20 protein-coding genes and 1 tRNA gene are annotated in these 19,616 nt (G+C 63.4%); 9 read left to right on the top strand and 12 right to left on the bottom strand.

Annotation, left to right across the window (positions count from 1 at the left end):
• Window positions 1-106: 106 nt before the first annotated feature.
• From RH950_RS10880 to RH950_RS10890, 3 genes are all read right to left on the bottom strand, one after another.
• Complete coding sequence (locus RH950_RS10880; protein ID WP_350056584.1) at window positions 107-835, bottom strand: HAD family hydrolase; 729 nt, start codon at window positions 833-835, stop codon at window positions 107-109.
• Window positions 836-940: 105 nt separating this feature from the next.
• Complete coding sequence (locus RH950_RS10885; RefSeq protein WP_350056585.1) at window positions 941-1,774, bottom strand: transglycosylase SLT domain-containing protein; 834 nt, start codon at window positions 1,772-1,774, stop codon at window positions 941-943.
• A gap of 64 nt (window positions 1,775-1,838) precedes the next feature.
• A complete protein-coding gene (locus tag RH950_RS10890; protein ID WP_350056586.1) occupies window positions 1,839-2,855 on the bottom strand; it encodes an N-formylglutamate amidohydrolase in 1,017 nt (338 codons plus the stop codon).
• A gap of 229 nt (window positions 2,856-3,084) precedes the next feature.
• Here RH950_RS10890 and RH950_RS10895 point away from each other — a divergent pair.
• The 5 genes from RH950_RS10895 (at window position 3,085) to RH950_RS10915 (ending at window position 6,949) form a co-directional block, all read left to right on the top strand.
• Window positions 3,085-3,159 (top strand) — tRNA-Val (locus tag RH950_RS10895).
• Between the two features lie 364 nt (window positions 3,160-3,523).
• Window positions 3,524-4,183, top strand: a complete 660-nt coding sequence (locus RH950_RS10900) for a site-specific integrase (RefSeq protein WP_350056587.1) — start codon at window positions 3,524-3,526, stop codon at window positions 4,181-4,183.
• Window positions 4,184-4,256: 73 nt separating this feature from the next.
• Complete coding sequence (locus RH950_RS10905; protein WP_350056589.1) at window positions 4,257-4,565, top strand: helix-turn-helix domain-containing protein; 309 nt, start codon at window positions 4,257-4,259, stop codon at window positions 4,563-4,565.
• Window positions 4,562-5,845: a type II toxin-antitoxin system HipA family toxin gene (locus tag RH950_RS10910; protein ID WP_350056591.1), complete on the top strand. Its 1,284-nt coding sequence runs from the start codon at window positions 4,562-4,564 to the stop codon at window positions 5,843-5,845. Before RH950_RS10905 ends, RH950_RS10910 begins: the two co-directional genes overlap by 4 nt.
• 234 nt (window positions 5,846-6,079) lie before the next feature.
• Window positions 6,080-6,949, top strand: a complete 870-nt coding sequence (locus RH950_RS10915; protein ID WP_350056593.1) for an NAD(P)-dependent oxidoreductase — start codon at window positions 6,080-6,082, stop codon at window positions 6,947-6,949.
• A gap of 49 nt (window positions 6,950-6,998) precedes the next feature.
• Here RH950_RS10915 and RH950_RS10920 read toward each other — a convergent pair whose 3' ends face one another.
• Window positions 6,999-7,655, bottom strand: coding sequence for a glutathione S-transferase family protein (locus RH950_RS10920; protein WP_350056595.1), 657 nt, complete (start codon window positions 7,653-7,655; stop codon window positions 6,999-7,001).
• 77 nt (window positions 7,656-7,732) lie between these two features.
• Between RH950_RS10920 and RH950_RS10925 the strand changes: the two genes are divergently transcribed.
• From RH950_RS10925 to RH950_RS10935, 3 genes are all read left to right on the top strand, one after another.
• Entirely contained in the window at window positions 7,733-8,125 is a 393-nt protein-coding gene (locus RH950_RS10925) for a GFA family protein (protein WP_350056597.1), read from the top strand.
• A gap of 296 nt (window positions 8,126-8,421) precedes the next feature.
• Window positions 8,422-9,849 (top strand): uracil-xanthine permease family protein, encoded by a 1,428-nt coding sequence (locus RH950_RS10930; RefSeq protein WP_350056599.1) that lies wholly within the window; start codon window positions 8,422-8,424, stop codon window positions 9,847-9,849.
• Between the two features lie 399 nt (window positions 9,850-10,248).
• Window positions 10,249-11,046, top strand: a complete 798-nt coding sequence (locus RH950_RS10935; protein WP_350056601.1) for a phosphodiesterase — start codon at window positions 10,249-10,251, stop codon at window positions 11,044-11,046.
• An 18-nt stretch (window positions 11,047-11,064) separates the two neighbouring features.
• Here RH950_RS10935 and RH950_RS10940 read toward each other — a convergent pair whose 3' ends face one another.
• From RH950_RS10940 to hmgA, 5 genes are read right to left on the bottom strand one after another with little or no spacing between them, the layout of a single operon-like run.
• Complete coding sequence (locus RH950_RS10940; protein WP_350056603.1) at window positions 11,065-11,262, bottom strand: DUF2783 domain-containing protein; 198 nt, start codon at window positions 11,260-11,262, stop codon at window positions 11,065-11,067.
• Window positions 11,259-12,875, bottom strand: coding sequence for an FAD-dependent oxidoreductase (locus RH950_RS10945; RefSeq protein WP_350056605.1), 1,617 nt, complete (start codon window positions 12,873-12,875; stop codon window positions 11,259-11,261). The genes RH950_RS10940 and RH950_RS10945 overlap by 4 nt, the downstream gene beginning before the upstream one ends.
• A 15-nt stretch (window positions 12,876-12,890) precedes the next feature.
• Window positions 12,891-13,841, bottom strand: coding sequence for an MBL fold metallo-hydrolase (locus RH950_RS10950; RefSeq protein ID WP_350056607.1), 951 nt, complete (start codon window positions 13,839-13,841; stop codon window positions 12,891-12,893).
• A gap of 26 nt (window positions 13,842-13,867) precedes the next feature.
• The gene (gene fahA / locus RH950_RS10955) at window positions 13,868-15,121 is read right to left on the bottom strand and encodes a fumarylacetoacetase (RefSeq protein ID WP_350056609.1); all 1,254 of its coding nucleotides are present in this window, start codon (window positions 15,119-15,121) and stop codon (window positions 13,868-13,870) included.
• A 2-nt stretch (window positions 15,122-15,123) separates the two neighbouring features.
• Window positions 15,124-16,482, bottom strand: a complete 1,359-nt coding sequence (gene hmgA, locus RH950_RS10960) for a homogentisate 1,2-dioxygenase (protein WP_350056611.1) — start codon at window positions 16,480-16,482, stop codon at window positions 15,124-15,126.
• A 113-nt stretch (window positions 16,483-16,595) separates the two neighbouring features.
• Here hmgA and RH950_RS10965 point away from each other — a divergent pair, with 113 nt between their 5' ends.
• Window positions 16,596-17,078, top strand: a complete 483-nt coding sequence (locus RH950_RS10965; RefSeq protein WP_350056613.1) for a MarR family winged helix-turn-helix transcriptional regulator — start codon at window positions 16,596-16,598, stop codon at window positions 17,076-17,078.
• Between the two features lie 24 nt (window positions 17,079-17,102).
• Here RH950_RS10965 and RH950_RS10970 read toward each other — a convergent pair whose 3' ends face one another.
• From RH950_RS10970 to RH950_RS10980, 3 genes are all read right to left on the bottom strand, one after another.
• On the bottom strand, window positions 17,103-17,717 hold the full coding sequence (locus RH950_RS10970) for a PAS domain-containing protein (protein WP_350056615.1): 615 nt from the start codon (window positions 17,715-17,717) through the stop codon (window positions 17,103-17,105).
• Window positions 17,718-18,025: 308 nt separating this feature from the next.
• Entirely contained in the window at window positions 18,026-18,313 is a 288-nt protein-coding gene (locus tag RH950_RS10975) for a sll1863 family stress response protein (protein WP_350056617.1), read from the bottom strand.
• 72 nt (window positions 18,314-18,385) lie between these two features.
• A complete protein-coding gene (locus RH950_RS10980) occupies window positions 18,386-19,381 on the bottom strand; it encodes a phosphoribosylaminoimidazolesuccinocarboxamide synthase (protein WP_350056619.1) in 996 nt (331 codons plus the stop codon).
• Window positions 19,382-19,616 lie beyond the last annotated feature (235 nt).

A 19,616-nucleotide genomic window follows, 5' to 3' on the forward strand; every position in this document is an offset into this window, starting at 1 on the left:
ATGCCGTCAAAGGCTTCAATTCCAAAGCCGGCGTGCGGGGGCGTATTTTCCAGTCAGGAGAAAATACGTTTTCGTATACGTTATTTCTCTTGAATTTCCCGAAGAATCAGGTCAGTGCGCCTGAAAAAAGCAGGCTCGGCAGGTGTCCGGCATCGGCAATGACAAAATCCGCCAGATCGGCCAATTGCGGTTCCGGAGTCGCTCCGGTCAGGACGCCGATTGTGGCGCGGCACCCGGCGGCCCTTCCAGCTTCCATGTCCGCCTTGCTGTCGCCGATCATGACAGTGTCCGCAGCCTCCATTCCCCGGGCGCGCAGGAAGGCCTCGATCATGTCCGGCGCCGGCTTCGGCCTGTGCCCGCTGTCATACCCGGCAACGAAATCAACCTGGTCACGCAGTCCGAATGTCTCGATCAGGTCCCGGGCGCCGCGCTCGGCATCATTCGTGACAATGCCGATCTGGATATCCCGGGCGCGAAGCGCCGAGAACAGCTTTTCGAGGTCGCAGGCCGGGGTCAGGGTTCGGGCCGCGTGATCGAGCCAGTAGGCATCAAGCGATGCCGCTGTCTCGTGTAACGCTGGCAGGCCGGGGGCGAGGGCACACCAGAGCTCTGCGACCTCGGTTGCGGTTCCCTGTGCCAGCAGGCTTCCGGGGGCGATGCTTTTCTGCTGTGGGTCGCCGCCGGCGGCCCTGGTCAGGGCATCGGGGTCGGTGTCGAGCGCATGGAGCACTGCGAGGTGGCGCGCTGCGGAAAGCAGTCCGGGAACCCAGGTTTTCTTGAAATCGGTCAGTGTGCCGTCCTTGTCGAACAGGACGCCGCGGACAGGCCCGGACATTGCTGGCTCCGTGAAATCTGGATGGCAAGAAAGCACTAGGCTGGCCCGTGCGCCGTGCGGCCGCAAGATCTGTTTGTACCGGTGCCGAGACGGTTGGCGGGACGGTCAGTCCGCCGAGGCGATCTGACCCGATCTGGCCCGCCGTTCCGCCTTGCGTTTTTCCCAGGCGGCGAGCAAACGGGCCTTGCGATCTTCGAATTCCCGGCGCAGTTCCAGGGCACGTGCGTCGGCGATCTTCCGCTGGCGCGCGGCCCGTTCTTCGCGGCGGGCCTGTTCCTCGGCCTGCCTCTCCTGCCGGGCCAGCGCTCTTGCGGCAAGGGCGTCGGCCCGTTCCGCAGCGGCGGCCGCGAGCTCGATATTGTCGGCCGAGGGATCGGCCATGGTGAGAGAGTCGCCCTTATAGGCTTGCTGCTGCAATTTGGAGACGGCCTCCCGGTAATTCCTGCCGCGCACGCTGTTACCGGAATGATAATGCTCGATGGCATCGCGCCAGGAGCCGTGCCGCTGTTTCAGTTCGGTCAGGAACCGGGCTGCATAGCCGGCATTCTTCAACGGGTCGAAGGCTTCGGCGAGATCCTCGAAGGCGGTGCCGTGATAGCGCAGGTTGATCTGCATGCAGCCGACATCGATATTCGTGGTGCCCGCGGCGAGCAGGCGGCGCACCTCGGCCATGGCCGCGAATATCGTCGGATAGTGGCGCCCCTCTCCGCCGGAGGTCACCGTCCATGGCCACGTATAGCTTTCCTTGCGCTCGTCGTTCCAGCGCCCGGTTTCTTTCAGGGATATGGCGAACAGCAGATGCCGCGGCAGGCGATGTTCTTCCTCGGCGTGACGGGTCGCGTTGGCGCAGATCCTGTCCGACGGCCCGAGCGCCTGTGCATCGGGCGTGAACAGCAGGCTGAAAGCGGCAAAAAGGATCAGTGTCGATAGATAGCGCATGGTCTGGCTCCTGTGTCGGCAAAACAGAAGCAAGGACCGTGCCGTTTTCGGGGCGGGCGCCGGACTATTCGGCCGCGGCGCGGACGGGAGCGGCCTCGGTCTCCGCCATCCGTCGGGCGGAATCCGACAATGCGCTCAAAAGGCCTGCTATATCTCTCTTCAGCGGAGTGAGTCCGGAAAGGGGTTCGATCCGGCGCTCGTCCATGTAGAGCGCACGGTTGATCTCGATCTGCAGGACATGCACGCCGATTCCGGGCCGGCCGTAGTGCCGGGTGACGAACCCGCCGGCATAGGGGCTGTTGCGCCGCACCGTATAGTGCCGCTCCCTGAAAAAATCCTCGGCGCGCTCGATGAAGGCGGCGGCGGCGGTCACGCCGTGACAGTCGCCCAGGACGATATCGATCGGACGCCGCTCGCTGCGGACATGGCGGACCGCGCTGGATGGCATGGAATGGCCGTCGACGAGCAGGCAGAAGCCGAACTGTTCCAGCGCCTCGGCGATCAGGCGCTGCAGGGCCCGGTGATAGGGCGCGTAGAAGTCCCGGATCCGGTGTTCGGCCTCCCTGAAGGTGAGTTTGCGGCCGTAGACCGGCTCGGAATTGGCGACCACGCGGGCGATGGTGCCGAGCCCGGCCGAAATCCGGATGCTGTCGGTGGTGGCCTCGTCCGGCAGCGGATCGGAGAACATGGCCGGGTCGAGCTCGAACGGCTCCCGGTTCACATCGACATAGACCCGGGGGAACAGCGCCGTCAGCAGCGGTGCGCCGGCGTCGTTCGCGCCCTCCAGCACCTGCTCCATGAAGCTGTCTTCCGACGACCGCAGATCGAGCAGGCCGAGCCGGGTGGCGTCGAGCAGGTCCTTGGGATAGATCCGGCCGCTGTGCGGGGAGGCAACGACGAGCGGGCTGGTACAATGCGCCGGACGCGCAATGCGGTAGACCCCGGCGATCTCGTCCGGCACCGCCGGGGCGGGGTGCAGGGCGACATCGCCGGCGCTCAGGAAGCCGGGCTCGATCAGCGCGGCCGCCGCCGCGCCCGCGGTATCCCGGGCAGCAGGTCCGTTTGTGTCATGTGCAGGCAAATGCAGTCTCCCGGGCCGACAATTCGCCCACCACCCTAATATGGAACCGGGACGGGGCAAACCAAGAAGCAGCCCCTGTCCTTTCGGCCGCCCGCGCCATCCGGCCGCCGCCGCGGCATGGCGTAAAAGACCATGGCGACGCTGACAAATCAGGTCTTGCAAAACGGAAATCCGCTGGCTATACACACGCCTCCTTCGCGGCGCACTTTTCCCGATGCCGCAGGATATAGGGCGCGTAGCTCAGCGGGAGAGCACTACGTTGACATCGTAGGGGTCACTGGTTCAATCCCAGTCGCGCCCACCATTTACTCCATTGAGATCGTTGATCTTTATGTGAGTAGGTCCAGCTGAAATCCCCTTTGAACGACTTGCTGTCACACCGTTTGTCACAGTGAGGTCCAACCATTCCTACCATCCGCAAGCGTAAAAGCCGCTGGCAAGCCCAGGTCCGGGTCAAGGACAAGCCTGCGCTCACCAAGACCTTTGATCGGTACCAGGACGCCGTCAGCTGGGCGGCTCAGATCGAGAAGGACCTTCGGGGCCGCCAAGTCAACACGGGAAGCCTCAGTCCGAGCCGAACGACCCTCGGTGACCTCATTGAACGGTACAAACGCGAAATCACACCAGCCAAGCGCAGCTCCCCCATAGAGGAGTTGCGCCTCGGGAAGATGGCGCTTGACCGGATCGCAAGGAAGACTCTGGGCTCGATCACCACGTCGGATGCGGCGGACTACCGAGACCGTCGTCTCGCGCTGGTGTCGGTCGATACCGTGCGCCGGGACCTGGGAACTCTCCAACATGTCTGGGATGTTGCCGAGCGGTCCTGGGGGCTGGTTGGTGCCGAGAACCCGTTCCGCTTGATCCTCAAGCCCAAGCCGGGACCCGGCCGGACACGCAGGCTCTCCGAGGACGAGGAGTTGCGGCTGGAGGTTGCCTGCAATGCCTGCAGGAACAAGGCGATCCCCCTGGTGGTGACATTCGCACTCGAAACCGCCATGCGTCAGGGTGAGATCGTGGGGCTCCAGAAGTCGGACATCGACTATGAGAAGCGGTTGGCCCTGGTCCGGATCTCAAAGAACGGTCGAAGCCGGCTGGTACCGTTGAGCGGACGTGCCTTGGAGGTGGCTCGGTGTGGAGCCGACCTGAGCGACGACACCAGGGTGTTCGCGACGACCACGACAGGGGTCAAGATGGCCTGGAAGCGTATCCTGCGGCGCTCGGCGATCGAGGACGTCCACTTCCATGACCTGCGGCATGAGGCTATCAGCCGGCTCTTTGAGCGGGGTTTCAGCCTGCCCGAGGTCGCGCTGGTGTCGGCCTTGGGGTAACGTCAGGAGACGTTGATTAATGTATCCATCGTGATACATTAAGTAATTTTAAAGGTTCTTGATGGGGACTTTAATGCCAACACCTAACATGCCTTCGAGTGTCGTTCAGCGGTCTCTGCGCCGTCTGGGAGAAGATATCAGGATCGCCAGGAAGCGCCGCAATCTGACGATGCAGGTGGTGGCGGAGCGCGCGCTGGCTTCACGGAAGACCGTGGCCCGGATCGAGAATGGTGACCCCGGGGTGAACATCGGCACCTACGCCTCCGTCCTCCATGCGCTCGGGCTCCTCGACCGGCTGACGTCCCTGGTCGACCCGGCTCAGGACGCGCTGGGTACCGACCTTGATATTGATGCGCTGCCCCAGCGGGTGCGACCGAAATGACCGGAGCGGGGCAGTTCGACACCGCCGAGGTCTGGATTGCGCTCGGGGATGCCGACCATCGCGTCGGAACGCTCTACCGTCAGCGCCGCCGGGGCGGCGAGACGGTGTCTTTCCGGTACCATGAGGACTGGCTGGCGAACCCGCAGCGCTTCGTCCTGGAGCCACCCCTGCCGCTGACGACGAGCACCTACCATCCCCCGCAGGGCCACCAGATCTTCGGCACCATCGGGGACTCCGCACCGGACACCTGGGGGCGTCAGCTAATGCGGCGCCGGGAGCGGCGACAGGCGGAGCTGGAGAGCCGCACGCCAAGGACACTGGGAGAGCTGGACTTCCTGCTTGGTGTCGCAGATCGGTCCAGGCTCGGGGCTCTGCGGTTCAGGGAGGAGGGGGGAGACGTGTTCCTCGCGCCCGACCAGGACAGTGTTGCTCCCTTCATTGCGCTCGGCACGCTTCTGAAGAGCGTCCGGCGCATCGAGCGGAATGAGGAGACGGACGAGGACCTGCGGATGATGTTCGCGCCGGGCTCCTCTCTTGGAGGCGCCCGCCCGAAGGCCTCGGTGATCGATCCCGAGGGCCGCATGGCCATCGCCAAGTTCCCCAAGGAGACCGACGAATACAGCATCGAGACCTGGGAGCACATCGCCCTGCTGCTTGCCGCCGATGCCGGTATTTACACGCCCAGGCATGAACTGCATCGGGTCGACGGACGCCCGGTCCTGATCTCCTGGCGGTTTGATAGGGAGAAGGGGGCACGCATCCCGTTCCTGTCGGCCCTGTCCATGCTTCAGCTCACCGACGGGCAGCGGGCGAGCTACATCGAGATCGCCGACGAGCTGTCCCGCATGGGCTCCCGCACACGTGCCGACCTAGAGGAACTTTACCGCCGGATGGTGTTCAATATTCTCATCTCCAATGTCGATGACCATCTTCGTAACCATGGTTTCCTGCGCACCGGCCCGGACGGCTGGCGGCTCTCGCCCGCATACGATCTTAACCCGACGCCGACGGATCTGAAGGCGCGTGTGCTGACCACCACCATCTCGCTCGATGACGGGACCTGCTCGATCGATCTGGCACTGGAGGTGTGCCGGGACTTTCGGCTCAAGGAAGAGCGGGCGTGCGAGATCATTGGTGAGGTCGCTATAGCGGTTGCTAGGTGGCGGGCCGTAGCAAAGCGCGTAGGTGAGCCCGAGGCAGCCATCCTGCGGATGGCCAGTGCGTTCGAGCACGGAGACCTGGAGCGCGCCTTGAGAGGCGCTCCGGAACTTAAGAGCTGATCATATGCTTCATTACTCTATCGCAGGTCGCCTATCAGCCTGGATCGGCTGTTCCAGGGCGGGTCTTGCGGTCGGGAAAAGCAGGGCATGGGCTGGGAGCAGGTGTACCACGCCGGCCGGCCGATCCCCCTGGCGTCACCCTCTGTTCGGCGCTCATTCCACCACCCGGCTTGCCCTCGCTCCCTCCGGCGGCAACACTCTCCCTCTCGTACTTGTTTCCGTGAAGGAGGTGCCATGATGGCCACAGTCGGTTTTGTCGGTCTCGGGTTGATGGGGCTTGCCTTCGTGGAGCGGCTGATCGCGCAGGGTTATGCGGTTGTCGGCACGGACCTGAAGCCGGACGCGCGGGCGGCCGCCGAACGTCTCGGCGCCCGCACCGTGGCCTCGGCGGCGGAGGTCGCGGCCGAAGCCGAGCATGTGCTGATCTGCGTCACGACACCCGCCGCCGTCGAGGATGTCATCCGCGGCGCGGGCGGGATTCTGGCGGCAACCGGCCGCGCCGGGAGGGTTATCGTGGACCACTCGACGACGGACATTCCGCTGACACGCGCCCTCGCGGAGTCCCTTGCCGGCGCCGGTATCGGCTTTGTCGACGCGCCGGTCTCCGGCGGACCGGACGCGGCGCAAGCGGGCGCGCTCGCCATCATGGCCGGCGGCCGGGACGATGACTTCGCCAGGGTCGCGCCGATCCTTGAGGGGCTGGGCAAAGCAACGCTGATGGGCGCTGTCGGCGCCGGGCAGGCGACGAAGCTGGTCAACCAGACCCTGGTCCTGACCAATTACTGCGTCATCGCCGAAGCCTTTCGCCTGGCCGAAGCCTACGGTGTCGACGCGACCAGGATCCCGGATGCGCTGGAAGCCGGTCATGCCGGCTCGAACCTGCTGAAATCGCTCATGCCCCGGCTTGCCGCGGAGGATTTCGAGCCGCGCGGCTATGCCCGGCAGGTCCTGAAGGATCTGGAGATGCTGCACACCGCCACCAGGGACCTGCCGCTCGCCATGCCGATGGCCGGGCAGGCTCTGACGCTTTTCCGCCTGCTGGTCGCGCAGGGGCACGCCGACAAGGACGGCTGCGCGGTTGTTACGCTGTACCCGAAGGGATAAGGGGGGGCGTCGTCCGCTCGGTTTTCCGCCCCTGTTCCGGGGCAAGGCGTCAGCGGGTCAGAGGGCGCAGCGCATCCTGGCTTGGGGCGCTGTCGGCGATGGACGCGATGCTGTCATAGGCATCCGACCAGGCTGCGAGGACCGGATAGCTCTCCCGCCAGTCGGGCACCAACCCGTAGAACTGCATCATGCCGAGCGCGGCCACGATGCAGAGCGCATCGAAACTGATCGGCGGGGCGCCAGCGGGGGCTTTCCCCTCGGGCGCTTCCACAGCGGCATTCTGGTGGGCCAGGCCACGCCGGACCTGGATGTCGGCCACCTCCAGCAGGGACCGGGACCGCTCCGCCTCGTTGCGCCGCATCTCGCGCGACCAGACGGTGATCACATCGAGCAAGGCAAGCGACTGTGCCTCCGCCGCCACGGCCTGCCAGTCGCCATAGGGTGCGACGGTCCGCCTGCCGGATTTCTCGTCGAGATAGGCGCAGATATGGCGCGCCTCCGAGAGCACGAGGTCATCGTCCTGCAGCAGCGGGATGCGCCCCAGCGGCGAGAGCGGGATGACCGGGCTGTCCGGCGTCCGCAGGCCCACCCAGTCGAGCTCCAGCATCTCGCCCAATCCGCTCTCGATCGCGATGATCCTGCAGATCCGGGCATAGGGTGAATTAGGAGTGTAGTAGAGCTTCATCGTGGCAGCCTCTTCCCGCATTATATGTACCGTGTGCCACCCTAGCGTAGAGTGCGGCCGGTCGCGTCAGCTTTCGTTATGCCAAAAGGAGATCCAGCATGGACCAATTCACCGGAGGATGCCTGTGCGGCAATATCCGCTTCGTGGCATCGGGACGGCCGTACCGTGTCGGCCTTTGTCACTGCCTGGACTGCCGCAAGCATCACGGGGCCCTGTTTCATGCGTCCGCGGTGTTCCCGCAGGATGCGGTGACGATCAAAGGCGAGGCACGCGACTATGAAGGGCGGTCTTTCTGTCCGCGCTGCGGCTCGACCGTATTCGGGCGCAGCGCGGACGAAGTCGAAGTGAATCTGGGATCCCTGGATGCACCCGATCAGCTGACGCCAACCTACGAGCTCTGGACCGTTCGTCGCGAATCCTGGTTGCCGCCGTTTCCGCTTGCGAGACGATACGACCGCGATCGCGATGCCGCGGGCCGCTCCGAGGAATAGGGTGCGCCATGGGGTGGCGGCGCCGGTTCGCGGTGCCGGGCGTCCTGGATCAGCTATGACGTTTCATCGGATCTCTGCCGGCTGATGCGGCGGAATGGATTTCGGCGCTCGATCCGCGCGTTTGGTGCCGCGCGGCGACCTTTGGTTGATGTCTTGCCGGCAATTCTCATTGATTGGCAAGTATGGTACAGAAAACTCAAGACTTCGCGCCGCGGCGGGGGCCGCGCAGACGCTCCGTGCGTGAACAAGCGAAGCCAGGGGAAATGCCCGGTCTTCTGAACAGCAGGAGTGCACGCATGTCTGACAATTCCATCGGAACACCGGAACAGCTTCGCGATCCGGATTTCGCGCCGCCGCCAATGACCGCCATCCCGCTCGGCATCCAGCATGTGCTGGCGATGTTCGTCTCGAACGTCACCCCGGCCATCATCGTCGCCGGGGCCGCCGGTTTCGGATTCGGCTCCAATTCTCCGGACTTTCCCGAACTGCTCTACATGATCCAGATGTCGATGGCGTTCGCCGGGCTGGCGACGCTGCTGCAGACATTCTCTCTCGGCCCGGTCGGCGCGAAATTGCCGGTGGTGCAGGGAACGAGCTTCGCCTTCCTGCCGATCATGATCCCGCTGGTCGCCGGCAAGGGGGTGGACGGGCTGGCGGCGCTCTTCACCGGCGTGATCGTCGGCGGCATCTTTCATGCCCTGCTCGGCACCGTGATCGGCCGCATCCGTTTCGCCCTGCCGCCGCTGGTAACCGGCCTTGTGGTCACGCTGATCGGCCTGGCTCTGGTCAAGGTCGGCATCCAGTATGCGGCAGGCGGCGTGCCGGCGATGAACCAGCCGGAATACGGCTCGCTGCTGAACTGGTCGGCCGCCGGGATCGTCATTCTGGTCACGCTCGGACTGAAATTCTTCGCCCGCGGCATGCTCTCCGTGTCGGCGGTGCTGATCGGCCTGGTCGTCGGCTACCTCTATGCCATTGCCGTCGGCATGCTGCCGCTTGGCGCCATCGGCGGGTCCTGGGAACGGGCCGCCGTCTTCGCCCTGCCGCAACCCTTCAAGTACGGCATCGAATTCTCAGGTGCGGCGATCATCGGCTTCTGTCTGATGGCTATCGTTTCCGCCGTGGAGACGGTGGGCGACGTGTCCGGCATCACCAAGGGCGGCGCCGGGCGCGAGGCGACGGACAGGGAAATCCAGGGCGCGACCTTCGCCGACGGCCTGGGTACCGCGCTGGCCGGGTTCTTCGGCGGGTTGCCGAACACCTCCTTCAGCCAGAATGTCGGGCTGGTCGCCATGACCGGGGTGATGAGCCGGCATGTCGTGACCTACGGCGCCATCTTCCTGATCATCTGCGGGTTGATACCGAAGGTCGGCGCGATTATCCGGACGATCCCGATCGAGGTGCTGGGCGGCGGCGTGATCGTCATGTTCGGCATGGTCGTCGCGGCCGGTATCTCCATGCTGAGCGATGTGCACTGGAACCGCCGCAACATGGTGATCTTCGCCATTGCCCTCAGCATCGGGCTCGGTCTGCAGATGGAGCCGAAGGCGGTGCAATACCTGCCGGATTCCCTGCGCATCCTGATGACATCCGGGCTGCTGCCGGCGGCGTTCATCGCCATCGTCCTGAATCTGGTGCTGCCAAACGAGCTGTCGGGGGAAGCGACCGAGGAGGTCTCTGGCGGGCTTTCCGGGCGCGGCAGCGGATCGCTTCCGGGCGGGTGACCTGAGGCTATCTACAACGCTTTGGTGGATTGGACGGGCCGTCCTGCAGGAGGCGCGTACCATCGCGGCAGAAGGGAGCCCTGATCAAAGTCAGGGTTCCCTAAAGCTCTTTCGAGATCCGGAGCGGACGAATCTCTCCCGTCGTTCGCGAAACTGTCATCTGGCTGTCAACCGACTTTGATACTGATCGCTCCGGTTCGCTGAGACATGGGCAGGGCTAATGGCGCGTATTCGCTTTCGGAAGGCTGCGGCACAAGGCGGAACTTGAACGCGCCCGATATTGACATGACAGCATCGACGGAGAGCTCTTGACGCTGGTCGGGCCGGCTGATGGGATTTTATATACGTCAATCGTCCAGAATATTGCCGGCATGCGACCGGCCGAAAGAATCCGGTGCCATGAGCTTTATTCAGATCACAGATCTTCACTTCGTTGCCGGCAATGAACTCCTCTACGGGACAAGCCCGAAACAGCGCCTTGCCGATGGTGTTTCCCTGATCCGCCGCGATCACGGCGATGTCGATTGCGTGCTCGCCACCGGCGACCTTACGCATTACGGCGAGAAAGCAGCCTACGAGACACTAAAGGAGGTGCTGGCGCCTCTGGAGATGCCGGTGCATCTTATGATGGGCAACCATGACAGCCGGGCGCCGTTCCGCGCGGTCTTTCCGGACGCGCCGGAAATAGACGGCGGTTTCATCCAGTTCACAATCGATACAGGCGATGCCCGCGTCGTCTGCCTCGACAGCCTTGTCGATAGTCCGGGCGATCATGCCGGCCGCCTGTGCGAGACCCGTCTGGCCTGGCTGGACAGGGAACTGGACACACTGCCGTCGGACGTGCCGTTCGTGCTCGCGGTCCATCACCCGCCGTTCGATCTCGGCATCCCGCACATGGACGAAATCCGTTTGCTGGACGGAGAGGCGCTATACGAGGTGCTGCAGAAGCGCAAGCCCGACCAGATGATCTTCGGCCATGTCCACCGGCCGATCTCCGGCCACTGGCGCGGTATCCCGTTCTATCTCCAGCGCGGCTTCAACCATCAGGTCCATCTGGACTTCACCAGCGTCGACGATGTCCGCTTCGTTGACGAGGCCCCGGAATTCTCGATCATAAAATCCACGCCGGAGAGCGTCTTTGTCTTTGCCCGCTCTGCCGGTGGCGAGGGTGAGCCCTACGTTCCGAGTGACGATTAACCGGGCAGGGCGGCGGGGTTAGCGCCCCGTCTCCCGTGCGTTCTTCAGGGCTGCGAGCAGAATATCCCGGTCGCCGACATGGTTCGCCAGCAACAGGATCAGCCGCGCGTTCAATGCCGTGCTCTGCTCCGGCGTGAGGTCTTTATGAGCGGCGATCAGTGCCTCGTAAAAGCCGTCGGCATCCGTCAGGTTGGGCGCGGTGTTCAGATCCGTCATGACATCCCTCCGGTCGCGGCGGCAAGGGCGGCGGATATGGCCTTGCGGTCATGGGCGGGCCAGCGCGCCGCGATATGCTGGTCCGGGCGGATCAGGTAGACGGCCTGTTCGTTCCTCCCGAGATAGCGCTCTCTCAAGGCGCCCAGCCTGTCGTCTTCGATTTCAATCGTCAGGACTGTCACTGGGAGCGTATCGCCGCCGGGCATGTCCGGCAGGGACGTATTGAGACCAAGCAAGATAAAATCCGTCCCAAGACGTTCCAGCAGCCAGCCGCCACCGACCGGGGCATCGACGGCGGGCGCGCCCGGACGCGTGCGCTCCGGCCCGCCCGGTAAAGCGTCCTCGCCGCTCAGATCCGAGCCCACATAGGCCGTGGGCAGGCTGAGACGTCCGGAATTCACCAGAGGCCGGGCGAAGGGATGGTCTTCGGCGAGGTTGAGCACCGCGTCGCGGAAGATCCGGGAGATATCCGACTTGGGCGTGATGAAATCCGTCGAGCGGGTTGAGTTCAGGATGTTCTCGTCGGCCGCCTGCACGCGCTCCCGGTTATAGCTCTCCATCAGGCTTTCGGGCGCGGCGCCGTCCAGCACCAGTTTCAGTTTCCAGGCAAGGTTGTCGGCATCCTGAATGCCGCTATTGGCGCCGCGTGCGCCGAACGGCGAGACCTGATGGGCGCTGTCACCCGCGAACAGCACGCGGCCATGGGCGAAACGCTCCATCCGGCGGCACTGGAAGGTGTAGATCGAGATCCATTCGAGGCTGAATTCAGCCTCCTCTCCAAGCATCGCCTTCAGGCGCGGGATCACGTTCTCCTCGCGCATCTCCATTTCCCGGTCGATGTCCCAGCCGAGTTGCAGGTCGATGCGCCAGACACCATCCGGCTGCTTGTGCAGCAGCGCCGACTGGCCCCGGTTGAAGGGCGGGTCGAACCAGAACCAGCGCTCGGTCGGGAAATCCGCATCCATCTTTACGTCTGCGATCAGGAAATTGTCCTCGAAGACCCGGCCATGGAAATCGAGGCCCATGAACGAACGGATCGGTGATTTCGCACCGTCGCAGGCGATCAGCCAGTCGGCGTCGAGACTGTAGGGTCCGTCGGGCGTCTCGACAGTTAGTTGGACGCCGCTGTCGTCTCGGGTAACACCTGTGACCTTGTTGCGGCCTCGAATTTCGACCGGGCGGCCTTCGGCTTCCAGCTCCCGCAGCCGTTCCAGCAGGACCGCTTCGAAATAGTATTGCTGGAGATTGATGAAGGCGGGCCGGCGATGCCCGGCTTCGGCCAGCAGATCGAACTCATAGACCTTCCGCTCGTCGAAGAAGACCTTGCCCTTGTTCCAGGTCACGCCCTTGTCGACCAGGGGCTGGCCGCAGCCCAGCCTGTCCATGATCTCGAGCGTACGCTTGGCGAAGCAGATGGCGCGGGAGCCGGTGCTGACCCGGTCATTGTCGTCCAGCAGCAGGACCGGGACGTCCTTCAGGGTAAGGTCCAGCGCGGCGGCAAGCCCGACCGGACCGGCGCCGACCACGATGACGGGATGGCGCACCGGCGCCGCCGCATCCTGATCGGCTGAACGCCGGTAGGGGTAGAGCGCCTGCTCGAAGATATCGGCCATGGGACGGCTCCCGGCTCAGCCCTGCAAGGCTTCCCACATCTGCCGGTCGCGCTCGGCGGTCCAGATCCGGGGCGTGTCCATGCCGAGTGCCTCGTCATAGGCGCGGGTCACGTTGAAGGGCAGGCAATGCTCGTAGATCGGCACGTCGCTGAATTTCGGGTCGCACGCGGCGCGCACGGCATCCCAGGCTTCTTTCAGCGACCCGCCCCGGGCGGCGACGGCGGCGGCCGGACGGTAGGTGTTGATGAGGAAGTCGCGGGTGAAGTCGAGCGCGGCATCGACCTGGTCTGTGCCGACCAGCGCCGCACCGCGGCCGGGCGCGATGGCCAGCGGGTCATAGCTCTTGATATTGTCGAGGGTCTGGCCCCAGTCGCTGAAATGGCCGTCGCCGCAATAGCAGGCGGCCTTGTACTCGACGATGTCGCCGGTCAGCATGACCCGTTCGTCCGGCACCCAGGCAACGATGTCGCCGGCGGTGTGCGCCCGGCCGAGATGCATCAGGTCGACCCTGCGCTTGCCGAGATAGACCGTCATTTTGTCGGTGAAGGTCATGGTCGGCCAGGTCAGGCCGGGGATCGATTCATGGCCCTGGAACAGGCGCGGAAAGCGGCCGAACTCGCTGTCCCAGTCCTCCTGCCCGCGCTCAGCCACCATGGCCCGGCATTTCTCGGAGGCGAGGATCTGCTCCGCCCCGTAGGCTGAGGCACCGAGCACGCGGACGGCGTGGTAATGCGACAGCACGACATATTTGATCGGCTTGTCGGTGACGGTGCGGATTTTCTCCACGACCTTGTGGGCGAGGCGCGGGGTGGCCTGTGCGTCCACGATCATCACACTGTCATCGCCGATCACCACACCGGTATTCGGATCGCCCTCCGCGGTAAAGGCCCAGATGTCGCGGCCGATCTCGCTGAAGGTGATCTTCTTTTCCGCCATGTCGCCGGCTGACGCGAATTGCTTGGCCATTTGGCCGTCCTCCCGTTTGTTCTTTGTCAGTCTTGTTTGATCGCAGGCAGTACCGTGCCCGTGCAGTCTCCAAATCCGATGCGATAGCCATCTCCCGCCGCGTGCCCGCGCAGGGTGACCCGGTCGCCGTCTTCAAGGAAGCTGCGACTCTCACCGTTCGGTAGGGTGAGGGGTGTCTTGCCGCCCCAGCTCATTTCCAGCAGCGAGCCATAGCTGTCCGGCGTGTCGCCGGAAATCGTGCCGGAGCCGAGCAGGTCGCCGGTCCGCATCGGGCAGCCGCCGCTGGTATGATGGGCAAGCTGCTGGGCGGCGGAATAATACATCGTGCTGTAGTTGGTCCGGGACAGCACGACTTCCTCGCCGGATCCGGCAGGCGTCAGGCCGACATCAAGCGCGATGTCGTAGAGCATCGGGCCGGGTTCCGCGAGATAGGGCAGCAGCGGCTTTTCCCTTTCCGGCGTCGCTGTCCGGAACGGCTCTAGCGCCGCCCGGGTTACCACCCAGGGCGAGATGCTGGTGCAGAAGGCTTTTCCCTGGAACGGGCCGAGCGGCTGGTATTCCCAGGCCTGGATGTCCCGCGCCGACCAGTCGTTCAGCAGCACATAACCGAAGATCATTTCGTCCGCCTCGGCCACCGTCACCGGCCTACCCATCGGGTTCCCGGTGCCGACCACGGCGCCCATTTCCAGCTCGATATCGAGACGCCTGCTCGGCCCGAAGCTCGGCGCATCCGCGTCCGGCGCTTTCAACTGACCTTTCGGGCGGTGGAAACCCGTACCGCTGACAACGACAGAGGAGGCCCGCCCATTATAGCCGATGGGGATGTGCAGCCAGTTCGGCGGCAGGGCGTTCTCCGGTCCCCGGAACATGGTGCCGACATTGAAGGCGTGCTGCTTGCCTGCGTAAAAATCGGTGTATTCGCTGACCCGGAAGGGCAGATGCAACGTCACGTCCGCCATTGGGATCAGAAAGGCTTCTGCATTCTGTTTGAGGGCGATGTCACCGCCCTCGCGCAGCAGGTCTGTCAGGCGCTCCCGTACTTTCGTCCAGACGTCAGGTCCTCGTTCCATGAAGGCGTTCAATGCCGGTTCCGAGAAAACGGGTGCGCCATTTGTGGAGATCAATCCGTCCCGTTCCAGCGTAGCAAGATCAAGCACCTGATCGCCAATGGCGGTACCGCAGCGTAGCGGCTCGCCGTTTCGGGAGAAAACGCCATAGGGCAGATTCTGGACCGGAAAATCGCAGTCCGGCGCGTTGGCGGCGGGGAGCCAGCTTTTCATGGTCACTTGATGCCCGGTGTTCCGTCGAACTTCTTTTCAAGCCCGGTCCAGCAGGCGGCGTAATCGTCCTGCAGGGGCGCTTCGTTGGCGGCATATTCCGTCAGGTGCTGCGGGAAGCGGGTCTCGAACATGAAGGCCATGGTCTCCGTCAGCTTGTGCGGCTTCAGCTCGACATTCGATGCGCCCTCGAAGGCCTGTGTGTCCGGACCGTGCGGCAGCATGCAATTATGCAGGCTCATGCCGCCGGGCACGAAGCCTTCCGGCTTGGCGTCATAGGCGCCGTAAATATTACCCATGAATTCGGACATGATGTTCCGGTGATACCAGGGCGGCCGGAAGCTGAGTTCGGCGACCAGCCAGCGCTCCGGGAAGATGACGAAGTCGATATTCGCGGTGCCGGGCGTCTCGGACGGGGCCGTCAGCACGGTAAAGATCGACGGGTCCGGATGGTCGAACAGGATGGCGCCGACCGGGGAGAAGGTGGTGAGATCGTATTTGAAGGGCGCGTAATTGCCGTGCCAGGCGACCACGTCGAGCGGGGAATGCCCGATCTCGGTCACGTTGAATGATCCGCACCACTTCACGATAAGCTGGCAGGGCGTTTCCTTCTCTTCATAGGCCGCGACCGGCGTCTTGAAATCGCGCGGATTGGCGAGGCAGTTGGCGCCGATGGGGCCGCGTCCCGGCAGGGTGAACTTGGCGCCGTAGTTCTCGCAGACATATCCGCGTGCTTCACCGTCCATCAGCGTGACCTTGAAGATCATGCCGCGCGGGATGATGGCGATCTCGCGCGGGCCGAGTGCCATGCGGCCAAGCTCGGTGAAGATCTCGATGCGGCCGAGCTGGGGGACGACCAGCAGTTCCGCATCCGCGTTCATCAGGTAATCGTCCACCATGTCCGCGTTGCAGGCATAGATGTGGGTCGCCATGCCGGCCTGGGTATTCACATCGCCCGCGCATGTCATGGTCCGGATACCTGACACGAAATCCGTCGGCGCGTTCGGCAAGGGCACCGGGTTCCAGCGGTACTGGCCGAGGGCGAGACCGTGTTCCGGCTGATGCGGGGCCGTCTTCCAGCCGTCGACAGCAATGCGCGCGAAGCGGCCGGTATGTTTCACCGAGGGGCGCATGCGATAGAGCCAGCTGCGCTCGTTCTCGCCGCGCGGAGCGGTGAAGGGACTGCCGGAAAGCTGTTCCGCATAGAGGCCGTAATTGCACTTCTGCGGGCTGTTCTGGCCTTGCGGCAGGGAGCCGGGCAGGGCTTCTGTTTCGAAATCATTGCCGAAACCCGGCATATAGCCGGTCGCGGTGCCGGACAGCGCGGTGCCGTGCACGGATGCGGATTCTGAAACCTTGTTCATCTCGATCCTCCCGTTGGCAGGGTCTGACGAGGCGCGTTTTCTGGTTGGTTTTAAGGGCCTGTCTGCCGTAGGATCAACATGATCGTTACATATGAAATGAATGTCAATTACCGATGGATGACGAAACGGACCTGCTCGATCTGGAAACTTTCCTGCCCTATCGGCTGGCGGTGATCGCCGCCCGGGTCAGTAAATCCATGTCGGTGCTCTATGCGGAGAAATTCGGCATCTCGATTGCCGAATGGCGGGTCATCGCCCATCTCGCCCGCTCGGAACGGGTCTCTGTCCGGGACATCCATGCCTGCGTCAACCTGGACAAGGTGAAGGTCAGCCGGGCAGTCAGCCGGCTGGAAGAGGCGGGACTGGTTCTGAAGGCGAGCAATGCAGCCGATAACCGGCTGCTGGATATCACGCTGTCGGAGAAGGGCTGGTCCGTCTACCGGCAGATCGTGCCGCTGGCGAGCGGCTTCGAGGCGGATCTGCTTTCTGTTCTGGATGGTGCGGAACGCGCCGCTCTTGAGCGGGTTTTCGAGAAGCTGCACGCGCGCCTCGATGAGAATCCGGATGCCCCTCGGCATTCGCCTCGGGAGTCCTAGTCCGCCGGCAGTACCCCGGTTTGATCAGAAGACCGTAGCTTTCGTGCCGGGAGGCCTCGGCCGCCAGTCGCCGGGGATCTGGCCGACAAGCAGCCTCTCGATTTCGCCTTTCCCGTTTGTCAGGGGCAGGATAAGGCGTGACCAGCTCTCGGTCTCGGAGGCATTTTTCGGGTAATGAATTGTCAGCAGGGGCTGCCGCCGCTCAATGACGGCCTGATAGGCACCGAGGAAGAAGCTGACGATATATTCCTTGTCGCCGAACTGCCGGACCGTTGTGCCCGTAACGTCCCGGCCGAAACGCTCCGAAATCATCGTGCCATAGAGCCTGTAGCGGAAATCGAAGCCGCTGCCGAGCACGTCCAGCAGCATGAGGTAACCGAGAACATACCGCATATCTGTGGGGTCGATGGAGGCGATGGGAGCGGCCTCCCGGCCTTCGGCTTTCTCCCGCCAGTATAAAGCGAGGCGCTGCAGACGCTCGTCGGCGATCTGACCCTGTTCGGGATTCCAGAGGACAACAGGATTGCGGGCGCCGAAATACAGGAAATAGCGATCTATGGCGTGCAGATCGTTCTTGACGAAGGCATCCCTCAGATCTGCAGCTGATTTAAACTCGCTTGTCAGTGTCCGGTCCCACATCAACCGTTTCCGGCACGCGCACCCGGGCAGTCAACCCGCGTGTGCTCCCTAGCTGATAGACACGCAGCGAGTTCAATTCAACATTTATAAAACGTGAATTTAATCAAATACATCACAACTGTTAGTCAGGGTCGGACAGGAAATCCGGCCGTCCGCTTTTCTCCGTCTTCATGGCGGAGATATCGTTCCATCGCCAATCGCCGCCCGCCGGCCGATCTCGAATTAGGGGTCGTGCCGCGCTCAATCCGGGATTGGCAGGAAAGCGGAGGAGGGGCGGAAAAAGCCCCTCCTCATCCTTTCCTGGCCCCTTACTTGTACCGGGACGCCGCATTTGTGAAGGCGCTGGAAATATTGTCCCAGGCCTTGTCGAAACCGGACTTCATGTCTTTCCAGGCCGCGTCGCTCGCGCTCCGGATCTCGGCCAGCCTGGCCTCGGCTTCGTCGCGCTGGCTTCGCATCTCGCTCAGCTGTTTCTGATACTCGATCTTCGCGTCGGCTTCGGCTTCGTCCGCCCTGGCCTTCATCTTGTCGATCTCGGCATTCCACTGGGCGATGCGCGCATTGGCTTTTTCGATGTACTGGTTTTTCTCTGACATTGAGTACCTCCTTAGACAGTGAAACGCGTGAGGAGGCAGGTTGTTCCGGCAGAAATTATGGGCATGTCCTTACTATCCTGATTTGAAATACTCCGGCAGTTCGGCGGCGAGCGCCTTGCAGATCCGGTCGCGCACGGGGACCGCCGGATCGGTGCGATCGAATTCCAGCCCGGTCAGTTGCTCGTAGAGGCTGACATACTTGTCGCTGAAAGCAATCAGGGTGTCGGCGGGGATTTCCGGGATCGGGTCGTTGTAGGGATCGCATTGGCCGGCAATCCAGAGCCGCAGGAATTCCTTGTCCAGACTGTCCGGCTCCTCACCCGCCGCGAATTTCTGCGCGTAGCTGTCGGCGCGCCAATAGCGGCTCGAATCCGGGGTGTGAATTTCATCGGCGATGGTGATCGTGCCGTTCTCGTCGACGCCGAACTCGTATTTTGTATCGACCAGAATGAGCCCCTGTTTGGCGGCGAGTTCCTGCCCGCGTGCGAACAGCGCCAGACTTTTCTCAGCCAGCTCCCGCCATTGCTCGGGCGTGACGAGCCGGGTTTCGAGAATTTCCGCTTCCGTGATCGGCGCGTCATGCCCGCCGCCTGTGGGTTTCGTCGTCGGCGTGATGATGGTCTGGGCGAGCTTCTGGTTCTTCTTCATGCCGTCGGGGAACGGATGGCCGTACAGGACCCGCTCGCCCCGGTCATACATGGTCCAGGCGCTGGTATTGGTGGAGCCGGTGAGATAGGCCCGGACCACGATCTCGATCGGCACCATCTCGAGATCCTTGCACAGGACGACATTCGGATCCGGATAGGAGATCACATGGTTCGGGCAGATATCGCCGGTGTGATCGAACCAGTAGCGCGCCGTCTGGGTCAGCACCTGGCCCTTGTACGGCACGGCCGCCAGAACCTGATCGAACGCGGATTGCCGGTCCGTCGCAACCAGCAGCCGCCGCCGGTCCGGCAGCTTGTAGGCATCCCGCACCTTGCCCCGGGTGAAACCCGGCAGCTCGGGGAAATCCGCGTCGGTGAGGCAATTGTCGAGAAGCTGGGAGCTGGCCGTCTGCGGCGCCATGGAGCGAGTTCCTGTGAACGGTAATCTGGATCGGGCGACACGATAGCGTCTTCACGCGTGGGCGCAATGGTGGGGTTGGGCTGAGGCGACAGGTGGAAGCTGGCGGCGCATCTAATTAAGTAGTGTGTCCCCTTAATTAACGGCATCGGCGCTGAGCAGGTCCGCCGTCACGCGGATTAAGGGGACACACGCGGATTAAGGGGACACATAACTTAATTTTCTGAGGAGACAGATG

The organism is Nisaea sp. (genome assembly GCF_040217065.1).
Classification (GTDB): domain Bacteria; phylum Pseudomonadota; class Alphaproteobacteria; order Thalassobaculales; family Thalassobaculaceae; genus Nisaea.

Coding starts and splice junctions, on each gene's coding strand:
- RH950_RS10940 (WP_350056603.1), bottom strand. CDS start 11,262: ATGACGGATCTGAACACCGCGCCCAACCTGACGGATGCCGACGGCTTT.
- RH950_RS10910 (WP_350056591.1), top strand. CDS start 4,562: ATGACCGGAGCGGGGCAGTTCGACACCGCCGAGGTCTGGATTGCGCTC.
- hmgA (WP_350056611.1), bottom strand. CDS start 16,482: ATGAACAAGGTTTCAGAATCCGCATCCGTGCACGGCACCGCGCTGTCC.
- RH950_RS10905 (WP_350056589.1), top strand. CDS start 4,257: ATGCCAACACCTAACATGCCTTCGAGTGTCGTTCAGCGGTCTCTGCGC.
- RH950_RS10935 (WP_350056601.1), top strand. CDS start 10,249: ATGAGCTTTATTCAGATCACAGATCTTCACTTCGTTGCCGGCAATGAA.
- RH950_RS10945 (WP_350056605.1), bottom strand. CDS start 12,875: ATGGCCGATATCTTCGAGCAGGCGCTCTACCCCTACCGGCGTTCAGCC.
- RH950_RS10975 (WP_350056617.1), bottom strand. CDS start 18,313: ATGTCAGAGAAAAACCAGTACATCGAAAAAGCCAATGCGCGCATCGCC.
- RH950_RS10915 (WP_350056593.1), top strand. CDS start 6,080: ATGATGGCCACAGTCGGTTTTGTCGGTCTCGGGTTGATGGGGCTTGCC.
- fahA (WP_350056609.1), bottom strand. CDS start 15,121: ATGAAAAGCTGGCTCCCCGCCGCCAACGCGCCGGACTGCGATTTTCCG.
- RH950_RS10930 (WP_350056599.1), top strand. CDS start 8,422: ATGTCTGACAATTCCATCGGAACACCGGAACAGCTTCGCGATCCGGAT.
- RH950_RS10920 (WP_350056595.1), bottom strand. CDS start 7,655: ATGCGGGAAGAGGCTGCCACGATGAAGCTCTACTACACTCCTAATTCA.
- RH950_RS10970 (WP_350056615.1), bottom strand. CDS start 17,717: ATGTGGGACCGGACACTGACAAGCGAGTTTAAATCAGCTGCAGATCTG.
- RH950_RS10925 (WP_350056597.1), top strand. CDS start 7,733: ATGGACCAATTCACCGGAGGATGCCTGTGCGGCAATATCCGCTTCGTG.
- RH950_RS10980 (WP_350056619.1), bottom strand. CDS start 19,381: ATGGCGCCGCAGACGGCCAGCTCCCAGCTTCTCGACAATTGCCTCACC.
- RH950_RS10900 (WP_350056587.1), top strand. CDS start 3,524: ATGGCGCTTGACCGGATCGCAAGGAAGACTCTGGGCTCGATCACCACG.
- RH950_RS10950 (WP_350056607.1), bottom strand. CDS start 13,841: ATGGCCAAGCAATTCGCGTCAGCCGGCGACATGGCGGAAAAGAAGATC.
- RH950_RS10885 (WP_350056585.1), bottom strand. CDS start 1,774: ATGCGCTATCTATCGACACTGATCCTTTTTGCCGCTTTCAGCCTGCTG.
- RH950_RS10880 (WP_350056584.1), bottom strand. CDS start 835: ATGTCCGGGCCTGTCCGCGGCGTCCTGTTCGACAAGGACGGCACACTG.
- RH950_RS10965 (WP_350056613.1), top strand. CDS start 16,596: ATGGATGACGAAACGGACCTGCTCGATCTGGAAACTTTCCTGCCCTAT.